Consider the following 16424-nt stretch of genomic DNA (forward strand, 5'->3'; position numbering starts at 1 on the left):
CTTCCTTTATACAAGTAAAAACAACAAACAGAATGACTAATATATTAAAAAAAGCGACTTTTGGATTATGGATATTTCTGCTCATCATGATGATTGCAGCCACCATTATCGAAAAGCTATATGGAACCACCGTTTCGTCAACATACTTTTACGGCTCTCCTTTCTTTATAGGTCTTTGGATAGCCACAACATTACTTTCATTACTCTATATCATCAAGCGCCATATCATAAGGAATAAAATAGTATACTTGCTCCACCTGTCTTTCATTCTTATTTTATCGGGAGCACTTACTACACACATCTGGGGAATACAAGGAAACATACACCTTCGACAAGGAGAAACTCCAGTCACTACTTTCAATAAAAATGACGGACAAAAAGCCGATTTGCCATTTTCTGTTTCATTAAAACAGTTCCAGTTAACGTACTATCAGGGAACATTCGCACCAATGGATTTCATCAGCATACTAAACGTTTATGACGGTCCTCAGATGCACGAAGGAAGTGTTTCCATGAATCACATCTATACTTACCGCAATTACCGTTTTTATCAATCGACATATGATGCCGATAAAAAAGGTAGTACGCTATCCATTGCATACGATCCTTACGGAATAGCCCTTGCATATACGGGATATGCTTTCCTGTTGCTCTCGTTTATCCTGTTCTTTTTTGACAAACACAGCTATTTTCGGAAATTATTAAATCATCCTGCCTTAAAGAAAATTACCGTATGTATACTACTCTCTACAAGTGTGATTACTATGTTCGGAGCATCTGTCCCCCCTTCCTTACCTAAAGAAACAGCCAACGAGTTTGGAAAGCTATACGTCTATTACAACGACCGTATCTGCCCGCTTCAGACATTGGCAAAAGAGTTTACAACCAAACTTTACGGCAAATCCAATTACAAGGGATTAACACCGGAACAGGTGCTGACCGGATGGCTTTTCTTTTACGAGCAATGGAAACAAGAACCAATGATTTTTATCAAAGACAAAGAAGTACAAAAGCTGCTGGGAGCAAAGGGAAAATATGTCCGTCTTGCCGACTTTGCAGGCTCTACCGGATATAAACTGGAACAAATATCACCTTCCGATATGAACGCAAAAACCACACGGGCCATAGAAGAAGCAAATGAAAAGTTCAGTCTGGCAAGCATGCTATGCACAGGAAACTTATTGAAGATATATCCTTACTTTGATAAAAACAATGCACAGCCAATATGGTATTCACTGACTGACGACCTGCCAGTATCCATGCCTCATGAGCAATGGGCATTTATACGTTACAGTATGAATCTTATAGCCGAGAAAGTAGCCCATCAAGCATACAATGAAGTCAGAATACTACTCGATAAAACAAAAAAATATCAACAGAAAGAAGCAAGAAGTTTCTTGCCTTCAGACACACGTTTCGGCGCTGAGATGTTATACAATCGTATGAACTTTACCCGCCCACTTGCTATGTTCAGCCTCACAATCGGCATACTATCATTCTTTTTATACTGCTGGAAAATGGCGAAACAACGCAACAGCAGTAAAAAACAGAACAGCATACTGCTTGCAATGCTAGGTATCGTATTCATTTATCTTATGATACTTATCGGGCTAAGAGGATTTATAGGCGGACACCTCCCTATGTCAAATGGTTACGAAACGATGCAACTCATGTCCGTATGTGCCATACTGCTGACTTTCTTACTCTATCGAAAGTTTGAAGCCGCTATTTCATTCGGCTACATACTATGCGGACTGATCTTGCTTGTTTCGATGTTCGGTGAATCCAATCCCTCCGTTACCCAGCTCATGCCAGTACTCTCCTCCCCTCTGCTAAGTATTCACGTAGTAACAATTATGCTCTCGTATTCACTACTGGCATTCGTCATGCTGAATGGTATCACGGCAATCATCTTACGATACACACGCACAGACTGCCATGAGCAAATCATTCGCTTACAAATCATCAGCCACATCATTTTATATCCCGCTGTATTCCTCATGGCAGCAGGTATCTTTATTGGAGCAATCTGGGCAAACGTATCATGGGGAAGATACTGGGGATGGGATCCCAAAGAAGTATGGGCACTCATCACCATGCTGGTATATGCAGCCGCTCTACATCCTGCATCACTTTCCTCTTTCCGACGCCCGATGTTCTTCCACAGGTTTGCAGTAATCGCTTTTTTAAGTGTACTTGTCACATACTTTGGTGTCAACTTTATTATGGGAGGTATGCACAGCTACGCATAAGAAAACATTATTCGTTTTTACTTGTCATTCTGTTTTAAGAATGAAAAATGGAGGCCAGTGCGTGATGCATCGGCCTCCATGATTTATTTACCTGCTCCCGCAGGAAAAACTAACTATTCTCTATTTATTTTATCAATAAACTTCTACTTTGCTTGCCAAAGCTTTACATTTATCGCGCAAAGCATCCAGGTCACCGTCATTCTTATCGTAGCATACTACTACACCCATACGGCGATTCAGCTTCGTATACGGTTTTCCGAAAATACGGAGATATGTGTTAGGCTGCGAGCAAACCAGTTCTTCTCCCCGGTAGCGCGGAGTGTCCTTGCTGGCAATAGGAGAAAGAATAACGGCACTGGCACCGATATGTTCCTGAGTAATACCCGGAATAGGCAATCCCAATACAGCATACAGATGAAGTTCGAACTCGTTCAGGTTCTGTGTATTGGCAAGTGTTACCATACCTGTATCATGCGGACGAGGAGAAAGTTCAGAGAAATAAACTCCATTGTCGTGACTCAGGAAAAATTCAACTCCCCAAAGACCATAACCAGTCAACGCTTCAGTAACTTTTGCCGCCATCTTCTGAGCCTCAGCAAGATGTTCCGGAGCAATGTGAGCAGGCTGGAAGCTTTCGCGATAGTCACCACCTTTCTGTACGTGTCCGATAGGCGGACAGAACAGTGTCGGACCATTTTTCTGTGTAACTGTCAGCAACGTGATTTCGCTGTCGAACTTAACAAACTCTTCCACGATCAGCTCCTTAATATCACCACGGCTGCCTTCACATCCGTATGCCCAAGAGTATTCCAAATCTTCAGGACCTTTGGCTACCGATTGTCCCTTACCAGATGATGACATCAACGGTTTGATAACGCACGGATAACCAATCTTTTCAGCAGCTTCCTTCAGTTCATCGAACGACTTTGCATAATAATATTTCGCCGTCTTCAAGCCCAGTTCCTTAGCAGCAAGGTCGCGGATTGCTTTACGGTTCATCGTAAAGTTTACGGCACGTGCACTCGGTACAACCTGAATACCTTCTTTTTCCAGATGATAAAGACGTTCGGTGCGGATAGCCTCAATTTCAGGCACAATAATATCGGGATGATATTTTTCTACCACACGGTCGAGCGCATCGCCATCCAGCATACTAAATACTTCACAAGCATCTGCTACCTGCATGGCGGGAGCACCTGCATACGAATCACATGCGATAACGTACTGACCCAGACGTTGGGCAGCAATCACAAACTCTTTTCCTAATTCGCCGGAACCCAGCAAAAGTATTTTCTTAGTCATATCTTAACAGTTAATCCTTTTTTCTTTTCAGCAAAGATAACGATTTCTGTTGAGAGATTATACGAATATGATAAATAATAACATTTTGAAAGAACACAATTCTTTCGTACAAAAAATAAAAAAACATGCTGATGAATTTGGCAAAACATCAGCATGAATTAAGATAAACATGCCCATGTTTTTTCCAACCCTGGGCATGCCGTGTCACAAGATAAATTTAAGACACTATGAATGAGTTATTTGCTTACTTCCATTCCCTGCGTATTGAGCTCTCCTATACCACCTTTATGAAAAGAAGCCATTTGTGCCGTTCCTGTAAATGTAGCAGCACCTATACCACTGACATCAGCTTTTACTTCTTCACAATTGATATGTATATTTACCTCTCCTATACCTTTCAGATCGAAATTTGCTTTACGGCATTGCAGGTCTTTTATATTTAATTCTCCGACTCCGCTGAAATCTACATCCAAGTCCTGAAGTGTTACCTTACCGTCGATATTAAACGAACCTACTCCTTTAAATTCCAGCTCCTGCAAATCGGGAGCAGAGATACGGATAACAGCCCCATTCTTGTTGTTTTTCAGTTTCTTGATATAACCAATTTTCAGCTCATTGCCTTCAACACTAGTTGTAATATTCTTTACCTGGCTCTCTTCCCCTTCTATCGTACACGAGAAATCGGATGATTGTGTAAAATAAACACTTCCCACACTCTTTATATCAATAGAGGTAAAATCCGCCACATGACGTTTCTCTGTAACATGTTCACCTTTACTTCCAGCCCAAATGCAGGAAGTAAAACCCGCGATCATAACCAACGCAGTGATAACTCTTGCAAAAACAGTTTTCATAACAATCATATTTTTTACATCCAGAATATTGGTCCCTCGATGAAGGAAGTATTAAACAAAAAGATAAATCCGGCAACCAGCGAAATAAACCATATCAAGGTAAGGATAACCTTGGTTACAGTAGACATCGGTTTCCATACATTGAAACTCTGCAAAAGCAACTGCAACAGGCCTATCACCGGAATGCCCACGATGAACAGTCCGCACACCAACAGTCCGGTCACCGCAGCCGGAGAGGAAGCAATCAGACTCCAGTCTACATCAGGCATAGAATAATACAACACGGCAGGTACACTGGCAAGTATACCGGTAGCAGCCAGCAGCAAGGCAAACAGTACGACAAGACCGACAAGCAGAACCGGTGTAAGACAGATAGCCAGCAGTACAAGGAAGAACTTGATGATGAAACCTGCAATCTTTACAATCATATTTCCCAACTGATGCAGAAAGGAACGAGGCTTCTCGGAATGTACATAATCGTTCACTTTATCGAACCCCTCAGTCACGGTACGTCCTATATTCTCCATATTGATAGGTTCACCACGCATCTGTAACTTTTCCGTTGCTGTTTTTGCCAGCGGAACAATAATCCATGCGATCAGATAAGCCAGAATCAATCCCTGGACAAAACATCCGGCTACCAGTACTCCGATACGTATCCACGTTACATCCCATCCGAAGTAAGCAGACAATCCGGAAAGCACACCACCCAATATACGGTCGTCAGGATTACGGAACAGACGGCGGGCAGTTCCATTGCCATATGTATGGTTAGTTTTTTCTTCTTTCTTCTCATCATTATCGTCTGTATTCAACTCCTCAGGTTTCCCCATACGGGCAATAACAGCTTCTACCTGCTCTATGGTGATAACCTGCTGTCCGGTACGAATATACTCATCGAACAGTTCTGCAATGCGGGTTTCCATATCACGTACAATCTCGTCGGCTCCTTCTTCCTTGCGGAAATGATAGCGGAGATTATTCAGATAATTATCGAGCAGGTTATAGGCATCTTCATCAATATGATATACAGTGCCTCCCAAATTAACAGTCAGTGTCTTTTTCATGTGATTTTGAAATTAATAATTTTGTTCTTAAATGATTTACCGTATCCGACAATTCGTCCCATGCCAGTTGCAGTCCTGCCAGAAATTCCTCCCCTTTCGGAGTCAGACTGTAATACTTTCTGGGAGGTCCCTGAGTAGATTCCACCCACTCATACGATAGCAAATCGTCGTTCTTCAGACGGGTAAGCAACGGATAAAGCGTACCCTCCACTACTATCAACTTCGCTTCTTTCAGATTCTGTATAATGTCTGAAGCATACGAAGGCTCACGGTGCAGCAACAACAGGATGCAGTATTCAAGCATCCCTTTGCGCATTTGAGATTTTACGTTATCGACATTCATGTTTTCTATCCTCTTGTTTTGTATAGCACAAATATATGTATTATATCAATACCTTGCATTACATAGAACTATTAATTTACCATTTTTAACGAAATACAACCAGATATACGGAAAACGACAGGCGGAAAGCCTTATTTTTGCATAAACTTTTTCACGGTAAGCCACCGTGATACGCTCTCAGACATTACATAACAAAATATTAAATACTCAAAACTATGTTCGTAATAAAACAAGCAACTACAGCCGACATTCCACTGATAAACAAACTGGCTTGGAATGTTTTTCCTGAAACATATAAAAATATCCTCAGTCACGAACAGATAGAATATATGATGGACTGGATGTATTCCATAGAGAACCTGCACAAGCAGATGGAAGAAGAAGGACACATTTATTATATAGCTTATGAGGAATGTGAAGCGGCAGGATATGTTTCCATCCGTCAGGAGGACACAGATTTATTTCATCTCGAGAAAATCTATGTCATTCCTTATTATCAAAAGTATCATCTGGGCAAACAGCTTTTCCAGCAGGCTATAAAAGGTATCAAGGAAATTCATCCGGCTCCCTGCCGTATGGAACTGAATGTAAACCGTAATAATCCGGCATTGGGATTTTACGAACATATGGGAATGAAAAAAGTACGCGAAGGAGATTTTCCCATTGGAAACGGCTATTACATGAACGATTATATTATGGGGCTGGATATTTAATGTCTATATCGACACAGACAGGCAGGTGATCGCTATAACCACCGTGATATTTCATGCCGTTATAGGTACGGAAAGGCTTGTCGCCTCCATAGTTTTCGTCTTCCTCCAAAAGAAACGGGAAAGTAAGAATACGGGCGCGATTATACTCCGTTGTAAGATTACCCGTATGATTCAGAAAAGTACCGTTCAGAATGAGCTGATCCAGAATGCCCCATTCACCACGATAGCGGTATGTGCCTCCCTGCCTGCCGTTCATCAAGTTATACAGCCGGTATGAATCGATATCTTTCTCTGGCTTCCCTGCTCCTAAGGTCCGACAAACAGAACGACTTTCAGGATAATCATTAAAGTCACCTATGATAATGAGGTATGGAGTCTGGCGAATTTTCATAACAGAATCTGCTGCATGACGCAATACACGTGCAGTAAGCAGGCGGTAAGGTTCACTTTGTTTTTCGCCTCCCGAACGTGAAGGCATGTGACAGATAAAGACATCGAGTGTATCACCGGAAACTACCCGACCGGTAACATGCAGGATATCGCGTGTAGGCTTACGCCCTATTTTATAGGAAGGAATACGAATATGCTGGTCGCTTATCAGCCGGAACGAGGAAGGCTGGTAGAGAAATGCCACATCAATTCCCCGTTCGTCGGGCGAATCAGTCATCACATAGCGATAGGCGGCATCTCGGAGCGGAGAGTATTTCACCAGTCCGTCCAGACAATATGCATTTTCCACTTCACAAAGTCCTACCAGATCGGGCACTTGCTCTCTACTGGCAGCGAGTATGACTTTTGCAATGCGGTTCAGTTTTTCATGATAACGTTTCCAGCTCCATCCCCGAACGGAATGAGGAAGATATTCCGAATCGTTCTTCAGTGAATCATGACGACAATCGAACAGATTCTCTACATTGTATTCCATAACACGAAGGGTTTGCTGCGCCTCACATACAGAAGCCGTGAGGCAGGCAGCAAACCCTAGCAATATTTCAGGAAATAATTTCATTATGCCTTTGCAGGAATATGAGCCAAGACATCCAATAAATGACGCCAGAACTTATCGACTGTAGGGATAAGCATGCGTTCGTCGGGTGAATGAACACCACGGAGTGTAGGACCGAACGAAACCATATCGAGTGAAGGATATTTTTCGAGGAACAAACCACATTCCAATCCGGCATGGATAGCTTTAATCTTAGGCTCGGCAGCAAACAGACGCTTATAGCTTTCTACCGATACTTGCAATATTTCGGAAGACGGATTAGGTTTCCATCCCGGATAACCGTCGCCAGTCGTTACTTCCGCTCCTCCCAACAGGAAAGCTGAACTTACCATCTGCGACATATCCTTGCGAGAAGACAGAATAGAACTGCGCTGACTGGTTACAACAACGAGTTTTCCATCACGCTGCTTGATTGAAGCAAGGTTGGAAGAAGTTTCTACCAGTCCCGGAATATCCTGGCTCATGGCATATACGCCATTATGTACAGCATAAATGGAATGAAGGAAGTTTTTCATGGCATCCTGCTGCATAACTTCTGCACAAGGGCTTTCCGATTCCAGCTCCATCACAAGATTTGGTTCTGTTACAGCAAACTCGTTTTCTACTTCCGACAAATATATATTCAAGTCAACACGTACTGATTCTTTATCTTTCATCGGTACAGCACAAACAGCATGTGCTTCACGTGGAATGGCATTATGCAGGTTTCCTCCATCTATTTCACACAAATGCAAGTCGTATTTCTGCATCAGCTGGACCAGGAAACGATTCAGCAACTTATTGGCATTGGCACGGTTCTTATTGATATCATCACCCGAATGTCCGCCTGTAAGTCCCTTTACAGCTACACGGAAGAAAAAATAGCCTTCGGGAGCAGCAGTCATCGGACACGGGAACTGAGCTGTAGTTCCTGCTCCACCTGCACAACCGATAAACAATTCACCTTCATCTTCTGAATCAAGGTTGATCAAGATATCGCCATCCATAAAGCCTTCCTTCAAAGCAAAAGCACCTGTCAGTCCGGTTTCTTCATCAACAGTAAACAAACACTGTATCGGTCCATGCTCGATATCGTCTGACGCCAAGACTGCAAGCTGAGTCGCCACACCAATTCCATTGTCGGCCCCCAGTGTAGTACCTTTCGCTTTCAGCCACTCACCATCGATATAGGTTTCAATCGGATCAGTATCGAAGTTATGTTGTGTATCTTTATTCTTCTCGCATACCATATCCATATGCGACTGCAATATGACAGTTTTCAGATTTTCCTTACCTGCTGTAGCCGGTTTAGACATTAACACATTTCCGGCCTCATCTGTTTTACAAGCCAGATTATGCTTCTGAGCGAAATCGAGCAAATAAGCTCGTATCTTTTCTTCCTTCTTGGAAGGACGCGGAACCTGACATACTTCTTCAAAATAACGGAAGACAATAGCCGGTTTCAAATCTTTTTTCTCCATAAATAGTCTATTTATTTGTTCAGTTATCAGTAAAAATAAGTTAAAAACATAGATTAATAAGGCAAGTACCCTCTTTTTTCCGTACCGAAAAGAGTAAATCGGTAACAAAAGATTTATATTTGCACCACAAAAATAATAGAAATGCTTAAGACTATCCTTATAACAATGTTAATAGTTGCTATCTGCATAGCACTATTATCGGTAAAGATACTCTTTCAGAAGAACGGACGTTTCCCTAACACACACGTTAGCGGCAGCAAAGCCATGAGAAAAAGAGGTATCGGATGTGTGCAATCTCAAGACAGAGAAGCACAAAAAGTGAATCCTCATGCCATAGCAGAGCGGAGGCGTCCAGAAACAGAAACAGAAAAAACAATTAATAACTAAGAGACAAAAACCATTATGAAAAGAATGAAGCATATCCTGAACGGATTTATCGCACTGGCTATGGTGCTGATGTTTACTCAATGTACTGACAACAAAGCTAACGAACAAGGAGCTTCAACTCCTGCTGTAGTAGGCGGTCCGGTAAACATGAAGATAGCTTATGTAGAGATTGACTCTCTGCTGACAAAATATCGTTATTGGAATGACTTGAACGAGATGATGATTCAGAAAGAAGAAAACATCCGTACTACACTGAACGAAAAAGCAAAAGATCTGGATAAAGAAATGAGAGAATTCCAGCGCAAACTGGAAAATAATGGTTTTGCCAGCCGTGAACGTGCTGAACAGGAAAACTTACGCATCAGCCAAAAACAACGTGACTTGCAGCAGTTGCAGGAAAAATTGACTAGTGAATTACAAGCAGAAAACCAGAAAATAAGCTTGCAGCTCCGCGATTCTATCAACTCATTCTTGAAAATATATAATAAGGATAAAGGATATAGCCTGATTATCAGCAACACTGGTTTCGACAACTTACTGTATGCTGATCCTGCATTCAATATTACTCAGGAAATCGTAGACGGACTGAATGCTCGCTATAACCCAGCATCAAGCAAAAAATAATTTAAACCTTGTATTATATTCAAGCCCTGTTGCTTAAAAAAGAGCAGCAGGGCTTTCTTTTTCTCAGACAAAAAACTTTCGATATAAAATACTCTTTTTTATCAAACTTTCCCGAACAAAATAATATATGGATTTGTTATATTATAAAGGTTGGAAGAAATTTACAATGTATTAAAAAGGAGTTTTTATGGAAACGTTTGCTGACTTGATATCATCGCCCACTCCTGTTCTGGTGGATGTTTTCGCAGAATGGTGTGCGCCTTGTAAAATAATGGCTGGAATTTTAAAGAAAGTAAAAGAAACACAAGGTGACTCGCTGCGAATCATAAAAATCGACATAGATAAAAATATGAATATTGCACAACATTATGCAATATCCTCTGTGCCTACACTCATGATTTTCAAAAACGGAAAACAGTTATGGCGGCAAAGTGGAGTAATAGAAGCAAACGAACTAAATAAAATTGTTGAAATGTTTAAGTAAAGCAACATATTCATTTTCACGTAGCATAAGCTGACCTCTACCGCAAAAAGACAAAACCCACTTGTCTTTTTACGAAAAAGGTCAGCTTTTTTACTGTTTATCAGCCTTTAATCTTTTTCTTATAAACCTCGGCACGTTCTACAACTTCACGCACAAAGTTATATGTTTCTGTTCCTCTGAAATATCCATTTTTACACACAGGATCCTGATAATAGTCTTCGTTACTCTTCAATAAGATGTAATGATCAACATGATGATCCCATAGATAACGGTTCTTACCATATTTTTCCGCTAATGCCATGGCATCAGTAATGTGCCCCACTCCTGCATTATATGCAGCAAGCACAAACTTAGTCTGCTCACCTTTATCGGGAACTTTAGAGAAAATATTCTGTAGACGGGCGATATATTTCACTCCAGCTTTTATACTTTCCTCCGGATCACTTTCTTTTCCTGCAGGTATCCCCATAGCACGTGCCGTAGCTGGCATTAATTGCATCAACCCCCGAGCGCCTGCCCAAGATATGACATTCGGATCGAAATTCGATTCTGTATATGCCAGCGACGCCAGCATACGCCAGTCCCAGCCTATTTCTTTTGCATATTTCTTGAACAAATCATCGTAATGTGAAATCTTTCCATCCTTAACTGAAAGTATAGATCCATGGGTAGGACGTTTATTCAGCTCAAAATAACGCCGGGCACTTGCCTTGAATTCCGATGAATTGATATTTTCTTTATGCCACTTGTCGGCAGCTTCAGCCAGCAAAGGAGATGTTTTACGTACAGCCCATGAAGAGCGCTGGTCGAAACTGATTACCAGACCGATATCAAGATTAGGATAATACGTACGGTTTATCTTAGCAATTTCATTAGTAGCAACTGTATAATCTATTTTACCTTCCGCCACCCAAGTAATCAAATTTTCTTCCGATACGCTGTCGGTCTCTACTTTATGCACGTTGATACCTCCCCCCAGCTCACTATTCAAGTTCATCAGCCGGTCATAGTATTTTCCTGAAGTAGTATAAACCTCTTTTCCAGGCAATTGTGTTACGTCTTTCAGTGCATCTTTTCCTCTGCGCTGCACAATCACTTGATGAGTGATATTTTCTTCACCACAATAGATCAGACTGTCCTTCCATGCATTTGTGATATCAAGATTATATGCAACCAGGTCGCCTTCTCCTCTTATCAGGCAACGCACCATTTCAGAAGGATTATTTACGACCTTCAACTTTAATTTGAGCCCAAGGGAACGTGCAAACTGTTGTGCTAATTCATATTGAAATCCCATCGGTTCACCACGATAGTTAAAGTATGATGTAGAGCTATTGGCTGTAAGAACAACCAACTCTCCCCTCTCCATAATTTCGGGTAAATCAATTGCTGCTTCTCCATTTACAGTTCCTTTTCGTGACTGACACGAATAAAACAGCAGACTCAGGCATAGTACGCTCCAGAAGACATAGGAGAGCTTCATCGTCCCACTATTTTTTCAATATACATCTTCAATATCTCTATCGCTTTCTTATTATATCCTCCTTGAGGAATAATCAGGTCAGCATACCGTTTTGCAGGTTCGATAAATTCAAGATGCATAGGTTTCAGCACCCTCATATATCGTTCCATAACAGCCTCTGCCGTACGTCCTCGTTCTACTACATCACGCTGCATTACGCGAATCAATCGCTCATCCGGATCAGCATCGACAAATATTTTCAGGTCCATCAACTTACACAGCTCCTTATCACTCAACGCCAATATACCCTCTATAATAATCACTTTACGAGGTTCTACATGCAACGTTTCCTTCTGTCGCGTACAAGTAAGGAAATCATATATAGGCTGTTCTATCGCTTCTCCTCTGCGAAGCATAGCCACATGCTGCGACAACAACTCCCAGTCGAAAGCATTCGGATGATCGAAATTAATACTTTGACGCAGTTCCACTGGTACATGACTGCTGTCATTATAATAAGAATCCAACGGAAGCAAAGCCACTTCATCGGCCGACAGACTATCAACAATACTTTTCACTACAGTTGTTTTACCGGAGCCTGTACCTCCTGCAATTCCAATGATTATCATAAGCTAAAATCCAATAATTAGTTATATATTTGCATCTATACAAATTTACGATAAATCATAATATAAACAACTATGGTCAAGCACATTGTTTTATTTAAACTGAAAGAAAACCTGTCAACAGAAGAAAAACAGGCTGTTATAGACAAATTTAAAGCAGCAATAGAAGCTTTGCCGCCTGTCATACCAAGTATTCGGAAAATCTTTGTCGGACAAAATATCAATGCTGACGAGAAATGGGATATTTGTCTGGAAAGTGAGTTTGATACATTAGAAGATGTTAAAGCATATGCAGTTCATCCGGCACATGTAGCAGCAGCCGGCATTTTAAAGGAAGCCAAACAAGACCGTGCCTGTACAGATTATATTTTCTAGAATTTCAAGCAGATATGAAAAAGATAATCAATCCTTGGGGCGAAATAGAAGGTTACAACTGTTTTGGATGTGCTCCTCAAAATCCGTCAGGACTACACATGGAGTTTTACGAGGATGGCGATGATATCGTAAGCTTCTGGCATCCGGACGGCAAATACCAAGGCTGGCTTAATACGCTGCACGGAGGCATTCAGGCTGTATTGCTAGACGAAATATGCGGATGGGTAATCATGCGAAAGCTTCAAACGGCCGGAGTTACTTCAAAAATGGAAACCCGCTATTTAAAACCTGTACATACTACAGATAATATGTTAACCCTGCGAGCATCTATTCGTGAACAACGGCGAAACATTGTTACGATCGATGCTTCTTTGTTCAATGAAGCAGGAGAAATATGCACTCAAGCTGTTTGTACTTATTTTACTTTCTCACGCGAGAAAGCACTACAAGATATGCACTTTCATGAATGCAAAACGGAAGGCGAATAATTGGTTCCTGATATAAATAGAATCTGAATTAAAAAAGAAGACCTCTACTATCAGCTTCATATTATGATGGATTAAGTTAAAAACAGAAAGAGGTCTTACATACAATAAAAATGGCATATGGAGCGATTATTATATATCATCTTCATATGCCATTATATTTTGTATAGACGTTTACTGAATATCCCAAGTCAGTTTTTATTCATTGCCCTTTCTGGTAGAAAGCTTTTCCAGAAAATATACTAGGAAAAAGCCCGCCAGCATTAAAACAACAGCCTCCCATATGTATTGATTAGGCAGGATATTACTTTCTATCAACGGCTTTTCCACTCCATGACTGTCTATAAATGTTTCAATAGTTTCTTTCCATGGCCATACTTTATTGAGTGACCCTAACATGAAACCTGTCAGTACAGCCAGGGTTATATTACGAAAATGCTTTAATGCATACGATAAGACACGTGAGAAACTGGTTATACCAATGCATGCCCCAGCACCGAATACAAGTATAACCTTTATATCGAATGTCTTTACTGCTTCCATGATAAAAAAGTATTTTCCCAGCAATACCAATATAAAACTTCCCGATATCCCCGGAAGAATCATGGCACAAATCGCAATAGCCCCACATAAAAAGATAAACAATAAATTAGAAGGAGTTTCTGCCGGAGTAGCGACTGTAATGTAAAAAGCTACAGCAACACCGACAATGAACCCTAAAATCGTTTTCCAGTTCCATTCCTTAATGTCTTTCCCAACAAACCAAGTAGAGGCAAGAACAAGGCCAAAGAAAAAAGACCATACAAGAACCGGATGATCGGTAAGCAACCAAGTTATTACTTTTGCCAATGAGAAGACACTGATTCCAATACCGGCTAAAAGAAATAGCAAAAAGTTACCGTTTATCATCTTCCAGAAAGTTCCCCACTTCCCGGTAAAAAACATTTTCAAACTTTGTGCATTGATACTCTTAATGGAATCAATCAATTCATCATAAATACCTACAATAAAAGCAATTGTTCCTCCTGACACACCAGGTACTACATCGGCCGCCCCCATACCCATACCTTTTAAGGCAAGCAAGGCGTAGTCTTTAAAACTTCGTTTCATCTTAAATTTTATCTGTTTTCCTAAGAATTTTATGGTTTGCAAAGTAACAGAAAAAAAAGAAATGTATCTATTAAAAAGATAAAAAAGGCATCACAGGACAAACATTATATCCGATTGTTTGTTATATTCACAGAAATATTTAATAAAAATAATCATGGCAAAAACAGCATTTCAAGGAGCCCCAGTTTCACTGGCAGGCGAGTTTATTAAAGTTGGAGCTCAAGCTCCAGAGTTTTCACTGGTAAAAGGAAATTTAAGTTCTTTCACTCAAAATGATATTAAAGGGAAATACGCACTCCTGAATATATTCCCTAGTATGGATACGGGTGTATGTGCAACTTCAGTACGCAAATTCAACAAGCTGGCAGCCGAAATGGAAAATACCGTTGTTCTGGCAATTTCGAAAGACCTTCCTTTTGCGCAGGGACGTTTCTGTACAACTGAAGGAATTGAAAATGTTATTCCACTTTCAGACTACCGATATACTTCTGATTTTGGAGAAAAATATGGTGTATTGATGACTGACGGCGTATTATGCGGACTGTTGGCGCGTGCCGTAGTAATTATTAACCCGGAAGGAAAAGTTATCTATACAGAACTCGTACCGGAAATAACTCAGGAACCCAACTACGATTCTGCTTTAGCAGCACTTAAAGAACAACGATAATTGCTACCCCTCTTATAATAACTAAACCAACTAACAATAATGGCGGGAAGAGAAACTTACATAAAATTCTCTTTCCGCCATTTTGCTATCTGAAATATACAGTCACCTTACTCTTCAGCAAAGTCTTTGATACGTTGTTCTTCGGTCAGGCGACAAATCAACAGCTTATCATTTTTCTCGGCAACAATATAACCGTCCAATCCCTGTACTACCACTTTCTTTTCCTGAGTAGTATGAATTATACAGTTTCTGGTTTCATACAGTTTGATATTATTTCCGATGCAGGCATTGTTATGCGCATCCTTTTTTGAGTTTTCATGCAAAGAACCCCAGGTTCCCAGATCACTCCATCCAAATGATGCCGGAAAGACATAAATCTCCTCTGCCTTTTCCATGATAGCATAGTCTACAGATATGTTTTCACAGGTAGGAAATAACTCATTCAGCATTTCCTGCTCTTTGTCTGTATAAAAATATGGAAGCATGCGCTCAAAAACCTCTGCCATTGGAGGCTGATAAACACGCAGGGCATTAACTATCGTATTGACATTCCATATAAAAATCCCTGCATTCCAAAAATAATTTTTCCGCTGAATGTAGCGACGTGCAACTTCCAAATCCGGTTTTTCCTTAAAAGCATCAACTCTATAAATTTCCTTATTGGAAGGACATGCCATCGACAAGTCCGCTTCTATATAGCCATATCCCGTTTCCGGACGGTTTGCCTTCATTCCCAATGTAACGATAGCATCCGAATCGGCTGTAAATTTCATAGCAGAGTTAATGACACGTGCAAATTCCCTCACATCCATCACCACATGATCACTTGGAGTCACTACGATATTGGCCTTCGGATTTTTAGCTTTTATTTTCCAGCTTACATAAGCAATACACGGAGCGGTATTACGGCGACAAGGCTCAAGCAGAATATGATCTACTGGAATAGACGGCAACTGCTCTTTTACGACATCTGCACAGTCGACTGATGTTACCACCCATATATTCTCAGAAGGACAAATATCCTGAAAGCGGTCTACCGTAAGCTGAAGCAATGTTCGTCCGCATCCCAAAACATCAATAAACTGCTTCGGCATCTGGGGGGTACTCATAGGCCAGAAACGACTTCCTATACCTCCCGCCATGATAACTATATGATTGTTGTTTAAAGCCATAACCACGATTCATTTTTAGATGTTTTGCAAATATA

Annotated in this window: 18 protein-coding genes; 8 read left to right on the top strand and 10 right to left on the bottom strand. The window is 40.8% G+C overall.

What is annotated here, in order from left to right:
- Positions 1-32 precede the first annotated feature (32 nt).
- Positions 33-2252 (top strand): cytochrome c biogenesis protein CcsA, encoded by a 2220-nt coding sequence (gene ccsA, locus ACDG22_RS13105; protein WP_178269711.1) that lies wholly within the window; start codon positions 33-35, stop codon positions 2250-2252.
- Between the two features lie 132 nt (positions 2253-2384).
- Here ccsA and purT read toward each other — a convergent pair whose 3' ends face one another.
- The 4 genes from purT to ACDG22_RS13125 all read right to left on the bottom strand — a co-directional run bounded on the left by purT (position 2385) and on the right by ACDG22_RS13125 (position 5818).
- Positions 2385-3554: a formate-dependent phosphoribosylglycinamide formyltransferase gene (purT, locus tag ACDG22_RS13110; protein ID WP_007567754.1), complete on the bottom strand. Its 1170-nt coding sequence runs from the start codon at positions 3552-3554 to the stop codon at positions 2385-2387.
- A 236-nt stretch (positions 3555-3790) separates the two neighbouring features.
- Entirely contained in the window at positions 3791-4408 is a 618-nt protein-coding gene (locus ACDG22_RS13115; protein WP_022125313.1) for a GIN domain-containing protein, read from the bottom strand.
- A gap of 14 nt (positions 4409-4422) precedes the next feature.
- Entirely contained in the window at positions 4423-5475 is a 1053-nt protein-coding gene (locus ACDG22_RS13120; protein WP_007567758.1) for a PspC domain-containing protein, read from the bottom strand.
- Positions 5453-5818: a PadR family transcriptional regulator gene (locus tag ACDG22_RS13125; RefSeq protein ID WP_007567759.1), complete on the bottom strand. Its 366-nt coding sequence runs from the start codon at positions 5816-5818 to the stop codon at positions 5453-5455. The genes ACDG22_RS13120 and ACDG22_RS13125 overlap by 23 nt, the downstream gene beginning before the upstream one ends.
- A 215-nt stretch (positions 5819-6033) precedes the next feature.
- Here ACDG22_RS13125 and ACDG22_RS13130 point away from each other — a divergent pair, with 215 nt between their 5' ends.
- A complete protein-coding gene (locus ACDG22_RS13130) occupies positions 6034-6531 on the top strand; it encodes a GNAT family N-acetyltransferase (protein WP_007567763.1) in 498 nt (165 codons plus the stop codon).
- On the opposite strand, the gene ACDG22_RS13135 is transcribed toward ACDG22_RS13130, so the two are convergent.
- Both ACDG22_RS13135 and ACDG22_RS13140 read right to left on the bottom strand, forming a co-directional pair.
- Entirely contained in the window at positions 6512-7540 is a 1029-nt protein-coding gene (locus tag ACDG22_RS13135) for an endonuclease/exonuclease/phosphatase family protein (protein ID WP_370858914.1), read from the bottom strand. The two genes, ACDG22_RS13130 and ACDG22_RS13135, sit on opposite strands and share 20 nt — an antisense overlap.
- A complete protein-coding gene (locus ACDG22_RS13140; RefSeq protein WP_178269710.1) occupies positions 7540-8997 on the bottom strand; it encodes an aminoacyl-histidine dipeptidase in 1458 nt (485 codons plus the stop codon). The genes ACDG22_RS13135 and ACDG22_RS13140 overlap by 1 nt, the downstream gene beginning before the upstream one ends.
- Before the next feature lie 141 nt (positions 8998-9138).
- Between ACDG22_RS13140 and ACDG22_RS13145 the strand changes: the two genes are divergently transcribed.
- The 3 genes from ACDG22_RS13145 (at position 9139) to trxA (ending at position 10492) form a co-directional block, all read left to right on the top strand.
- Positions 9139-9384, top strand: a complete 246-nt coding sequence (locus ACDG22_RS13145; protein ID WP_007567768.1) for a hypothetical protein — start codon at positions 9139-9141, stop codon at positions 9382-9384.
- Positions 9385-9399: 15 nt separating this feature from the next.
- Complete coding sequence (locus tag ACDG22_RS13150) at positions 9400-10008, top strand: OmpH family outer membrane protein (protein ID WP_022125310.1); 609 nt, start codon at positions 9400-9402, stop codon at positions 10006-10008.
- A gap of 187 nt (positions 10009-10195) precedes the next feature.
- Positions 10196-10492 (top strand): thioredoxin, encoded by a 297-nt coding sequence (gene trxA / locus ACDG22_RS13155; protein ID WP_007567774.1) that lies wholly within the window; start codon positions 10196-10198, stop codon positions 10490-10492.
- 100 nt (positions 10493-10592) lie between these two features.
- On the opposite strand, the gene ACDG22_RS13160 is transcribed toward trxA, so the two are convergent.
- A complete protein-coding gene (locus ACDG22_RS13160; protein ID WP_007567776.1) occupies positions 10593-11975 on the bottom strand; it encodes an MltF family protein in 1383 nt (460 codons plus the stop codon).
- The gene (gene udk, locus ACDG22_RS13165; RefSeq protein WP_007567778.1) at positions 11972-12583 is read right to left on the bottom strand and encodes a uridine kinase; all 612 of its coding nucleotides are present in this window, start codon (positions 12581-12583) and stop codon (positions 11972-11974) included. The genes ACDG22_RS13160 and udk overlap by 4 nt, the downstream gene beginning before the upstream one ends.
- Before the next feature lie 72 nt (positions 12584-12655).
- Here udk and ACDG22_RS13170 point away from each other — a divergent pair, with 72 nt between their 5' ends.
- Entirely contained in the window at positions 12656-12955 is a 300-nt protein-coding gene (locus ACDG22_RS13170; RefSeq protein WP_007567780.1) for a Dabb family protein, read from the top strand.
- A gap of 14 nt (positions 12956-12969) precedes the next feature.
- Positions 12970-13443, top strand: coding sequence for a PaaI family thioesterase (locus tag ACDG22_RS13175; protein ID WP_007567783.1), 474 nt, complete (start codon positions 12970-12972; stop codon positions 13441-13443).
- A gap of 195 nt (positions 13444-13638) precedes the next feature.
- On the opposite strand, the gene ACDG22_RS13180 is transcribed toward ACDG22_RS13175, so the two are convergent.
- Positions 13639-14550 (bottom strand): polyprenyl-phosphate transporter, encoded by a 912-nt coding sequence (locus ACDG22_RS13180; RefSeq protein ID WP_040311908.1) that lies wholly within the window; start codon positions 14548-14550, stop codon positions 13639-13641.
- Positions 14551-14704: 154 nt separating this feature from the next.
- On the opposite strand from ACDG22_RS13180, the gene tpx reads away from it, so the two are divergent.
- Positions 14705-15217, top strand: a complete 513-nt coding sequence (gene tpx, locus ACDG22_RS13185) for a thiol peroxidase (protein WP_370858915.1) — start codon at positions 14705-14707, stop codon at positions 15215-15217.
- A 107-nt stretch (positions 15218-15324) separates the two neighbouring features.
- Here tpx and ACDG22_RS13190 read toward each other — a convergent pair whose 3' ends face one another.
- Entirely contained in the window at positions 15325-16389 is a 1065-nt protein-coding gene (locus ACDG22_RS13190; RefSeq protein WP_022126429.1) for a mannose-1-phosphate guanylyltransferase, read from the bottom strand.
- Positions 16390-16424: the final 35 nt, after the last annotated feature.

The organism is Phocaeicola coprocola, assembly GCF_041333015.1.
Classification (GTDB): domain Bacteria; phylum Bacteroidota; class Bacteroidia; order Bacteroidales; family Bacteroidaceae; genus Phocaeicola; species Phocaeicola coprocola.

Excerpts from the sequence above, each read along its gene's own strand:
- ccsA (WP_178269711.1), top strand. The coding sequence starts at position 33 with ATGACTAATATATTAAAAAAAGCGACTTTTGGATTATGGATATTTCTG.
- purT (WP_007567754.1), bottom strand. The coding sequence starts at position 3,554 with ATGACTAAGAAAATACTTTTGCTGGGTTCCGGCGAATTAGGAAAAGAG.
- ACDG22_RS13115 (WP_022125313.1), bottom strand. The coding sequence starts at position 4,408 with ATGAAAACTGTTTTTGCAAGAGTTATCACTGCGTTGGTTATGATCGCG.
- ACDG22_RS13120 (WP_007567758.1), bottom strand. The coding sequence starts at position 5,475 with ATGAAAAAGACACTGACTGTTAATTTGGGAGGCACTGTATATCATATT.
- ACDG22_RS13125 (WP_007567759.1), bottom strand. The coding sequence starts at position 5,818 with ATGAATGTCGATAACGTAAAATCTCAAATGCGCAAAGGGATGCTTGAA.
- ACDG22_RS13130 (WP_007567763.1), top strand. The coding sequence starts at position 6,034 with ATGTTCGTAATAAAACAAGCAACTACAGCCGACATTCCACTGATAAAC.
- ACDG22_RS13135 (WP_370858914.1), bottom strand. The coding sequence starts at position 7,540 with ATGAAATTATTTCCTGAAATATTGCTAGGGTTTGCTGCCTGCCTCACG.
- ACDG22_RS13140 (WP_178269710.1), bottom strand. The coding sequence starts at position 8,997 with ATGGAGAAAAAAGATTTGAAACCGGCTATTGTCTTCCGTTATTTTGAA.
- ACDG22_RS13145 (WP_007567768.1), top strand. The coding sequence starts at position 9,139 with ATGCTTAAGACTATCCTTATAACAATGTTAATAGTTGCTATCTGCATA.
- ACDG22_RS13150 (WP_022125310.1), top strand. The coding sequence starts at position 9,400 with ATGAAAAGAATGAAGCATATCCTGAACGGATTTATCGCACTGGCTATG.
- trxA (WP_007567774.1), top strand. The coding sequence starts at position 10,196 with ATGGAAACGTTTGCTGACTTGATATCATCGCCCACTCCTGTTCTGGTG.
- ACDG22_RS13160 (WP_007567776.1), bottom strand. The coding sequence starts at position 11,975 with ATGAAGCTCTCCTATGTCTTCTGGAGCGTACTATGCCTGAGTCTGCTG.
- udk (WP_007567778.1), bottom strand. The coding sequence starts at position 12,583 with ATGATAATCATTGGAATTGCAGGAGGTACAGGCTCCGGTAAAACAACT.
- ACDG22_RS13170 (WP_007567780.1), top strand. The coding sequence starts at position 12,656 with ATGGTCAAGCACATTGTTTTATTTAAACTGAAAGAAAACCTGTCAACA.
- ACDG22_RS13175 (WP_007567783.1), top strand. The coding sequence starts at position 12,970 with ATGAAAAAGATAATCAATCCTTGGGGCGAAATAGAAGGTTACAACTGT.
- ACDG22_RS13180 (WP_040311908.1), bottom strand. The coding sequence starts at position 14,550 with ATGAAACGAAGTTTTAAAGACTACGCCTTGCTTGCCTTAAAAGGTATG.
- tpx (WP_370858915.1), top strand. The coding sequence starts at position 14,705 with ATGGCAAAAACAGCATTTCAAGGAGCCCCAGTTTCACTGGCAGGCGAG.
- ACDG22_RS13190 (WP_022126429.1), bottom strand. The coding sequence starts at position 16,389 with ATGGCTTTAAACAACAATCATATAGTTATCATGGCGGGAGGTATAGGA.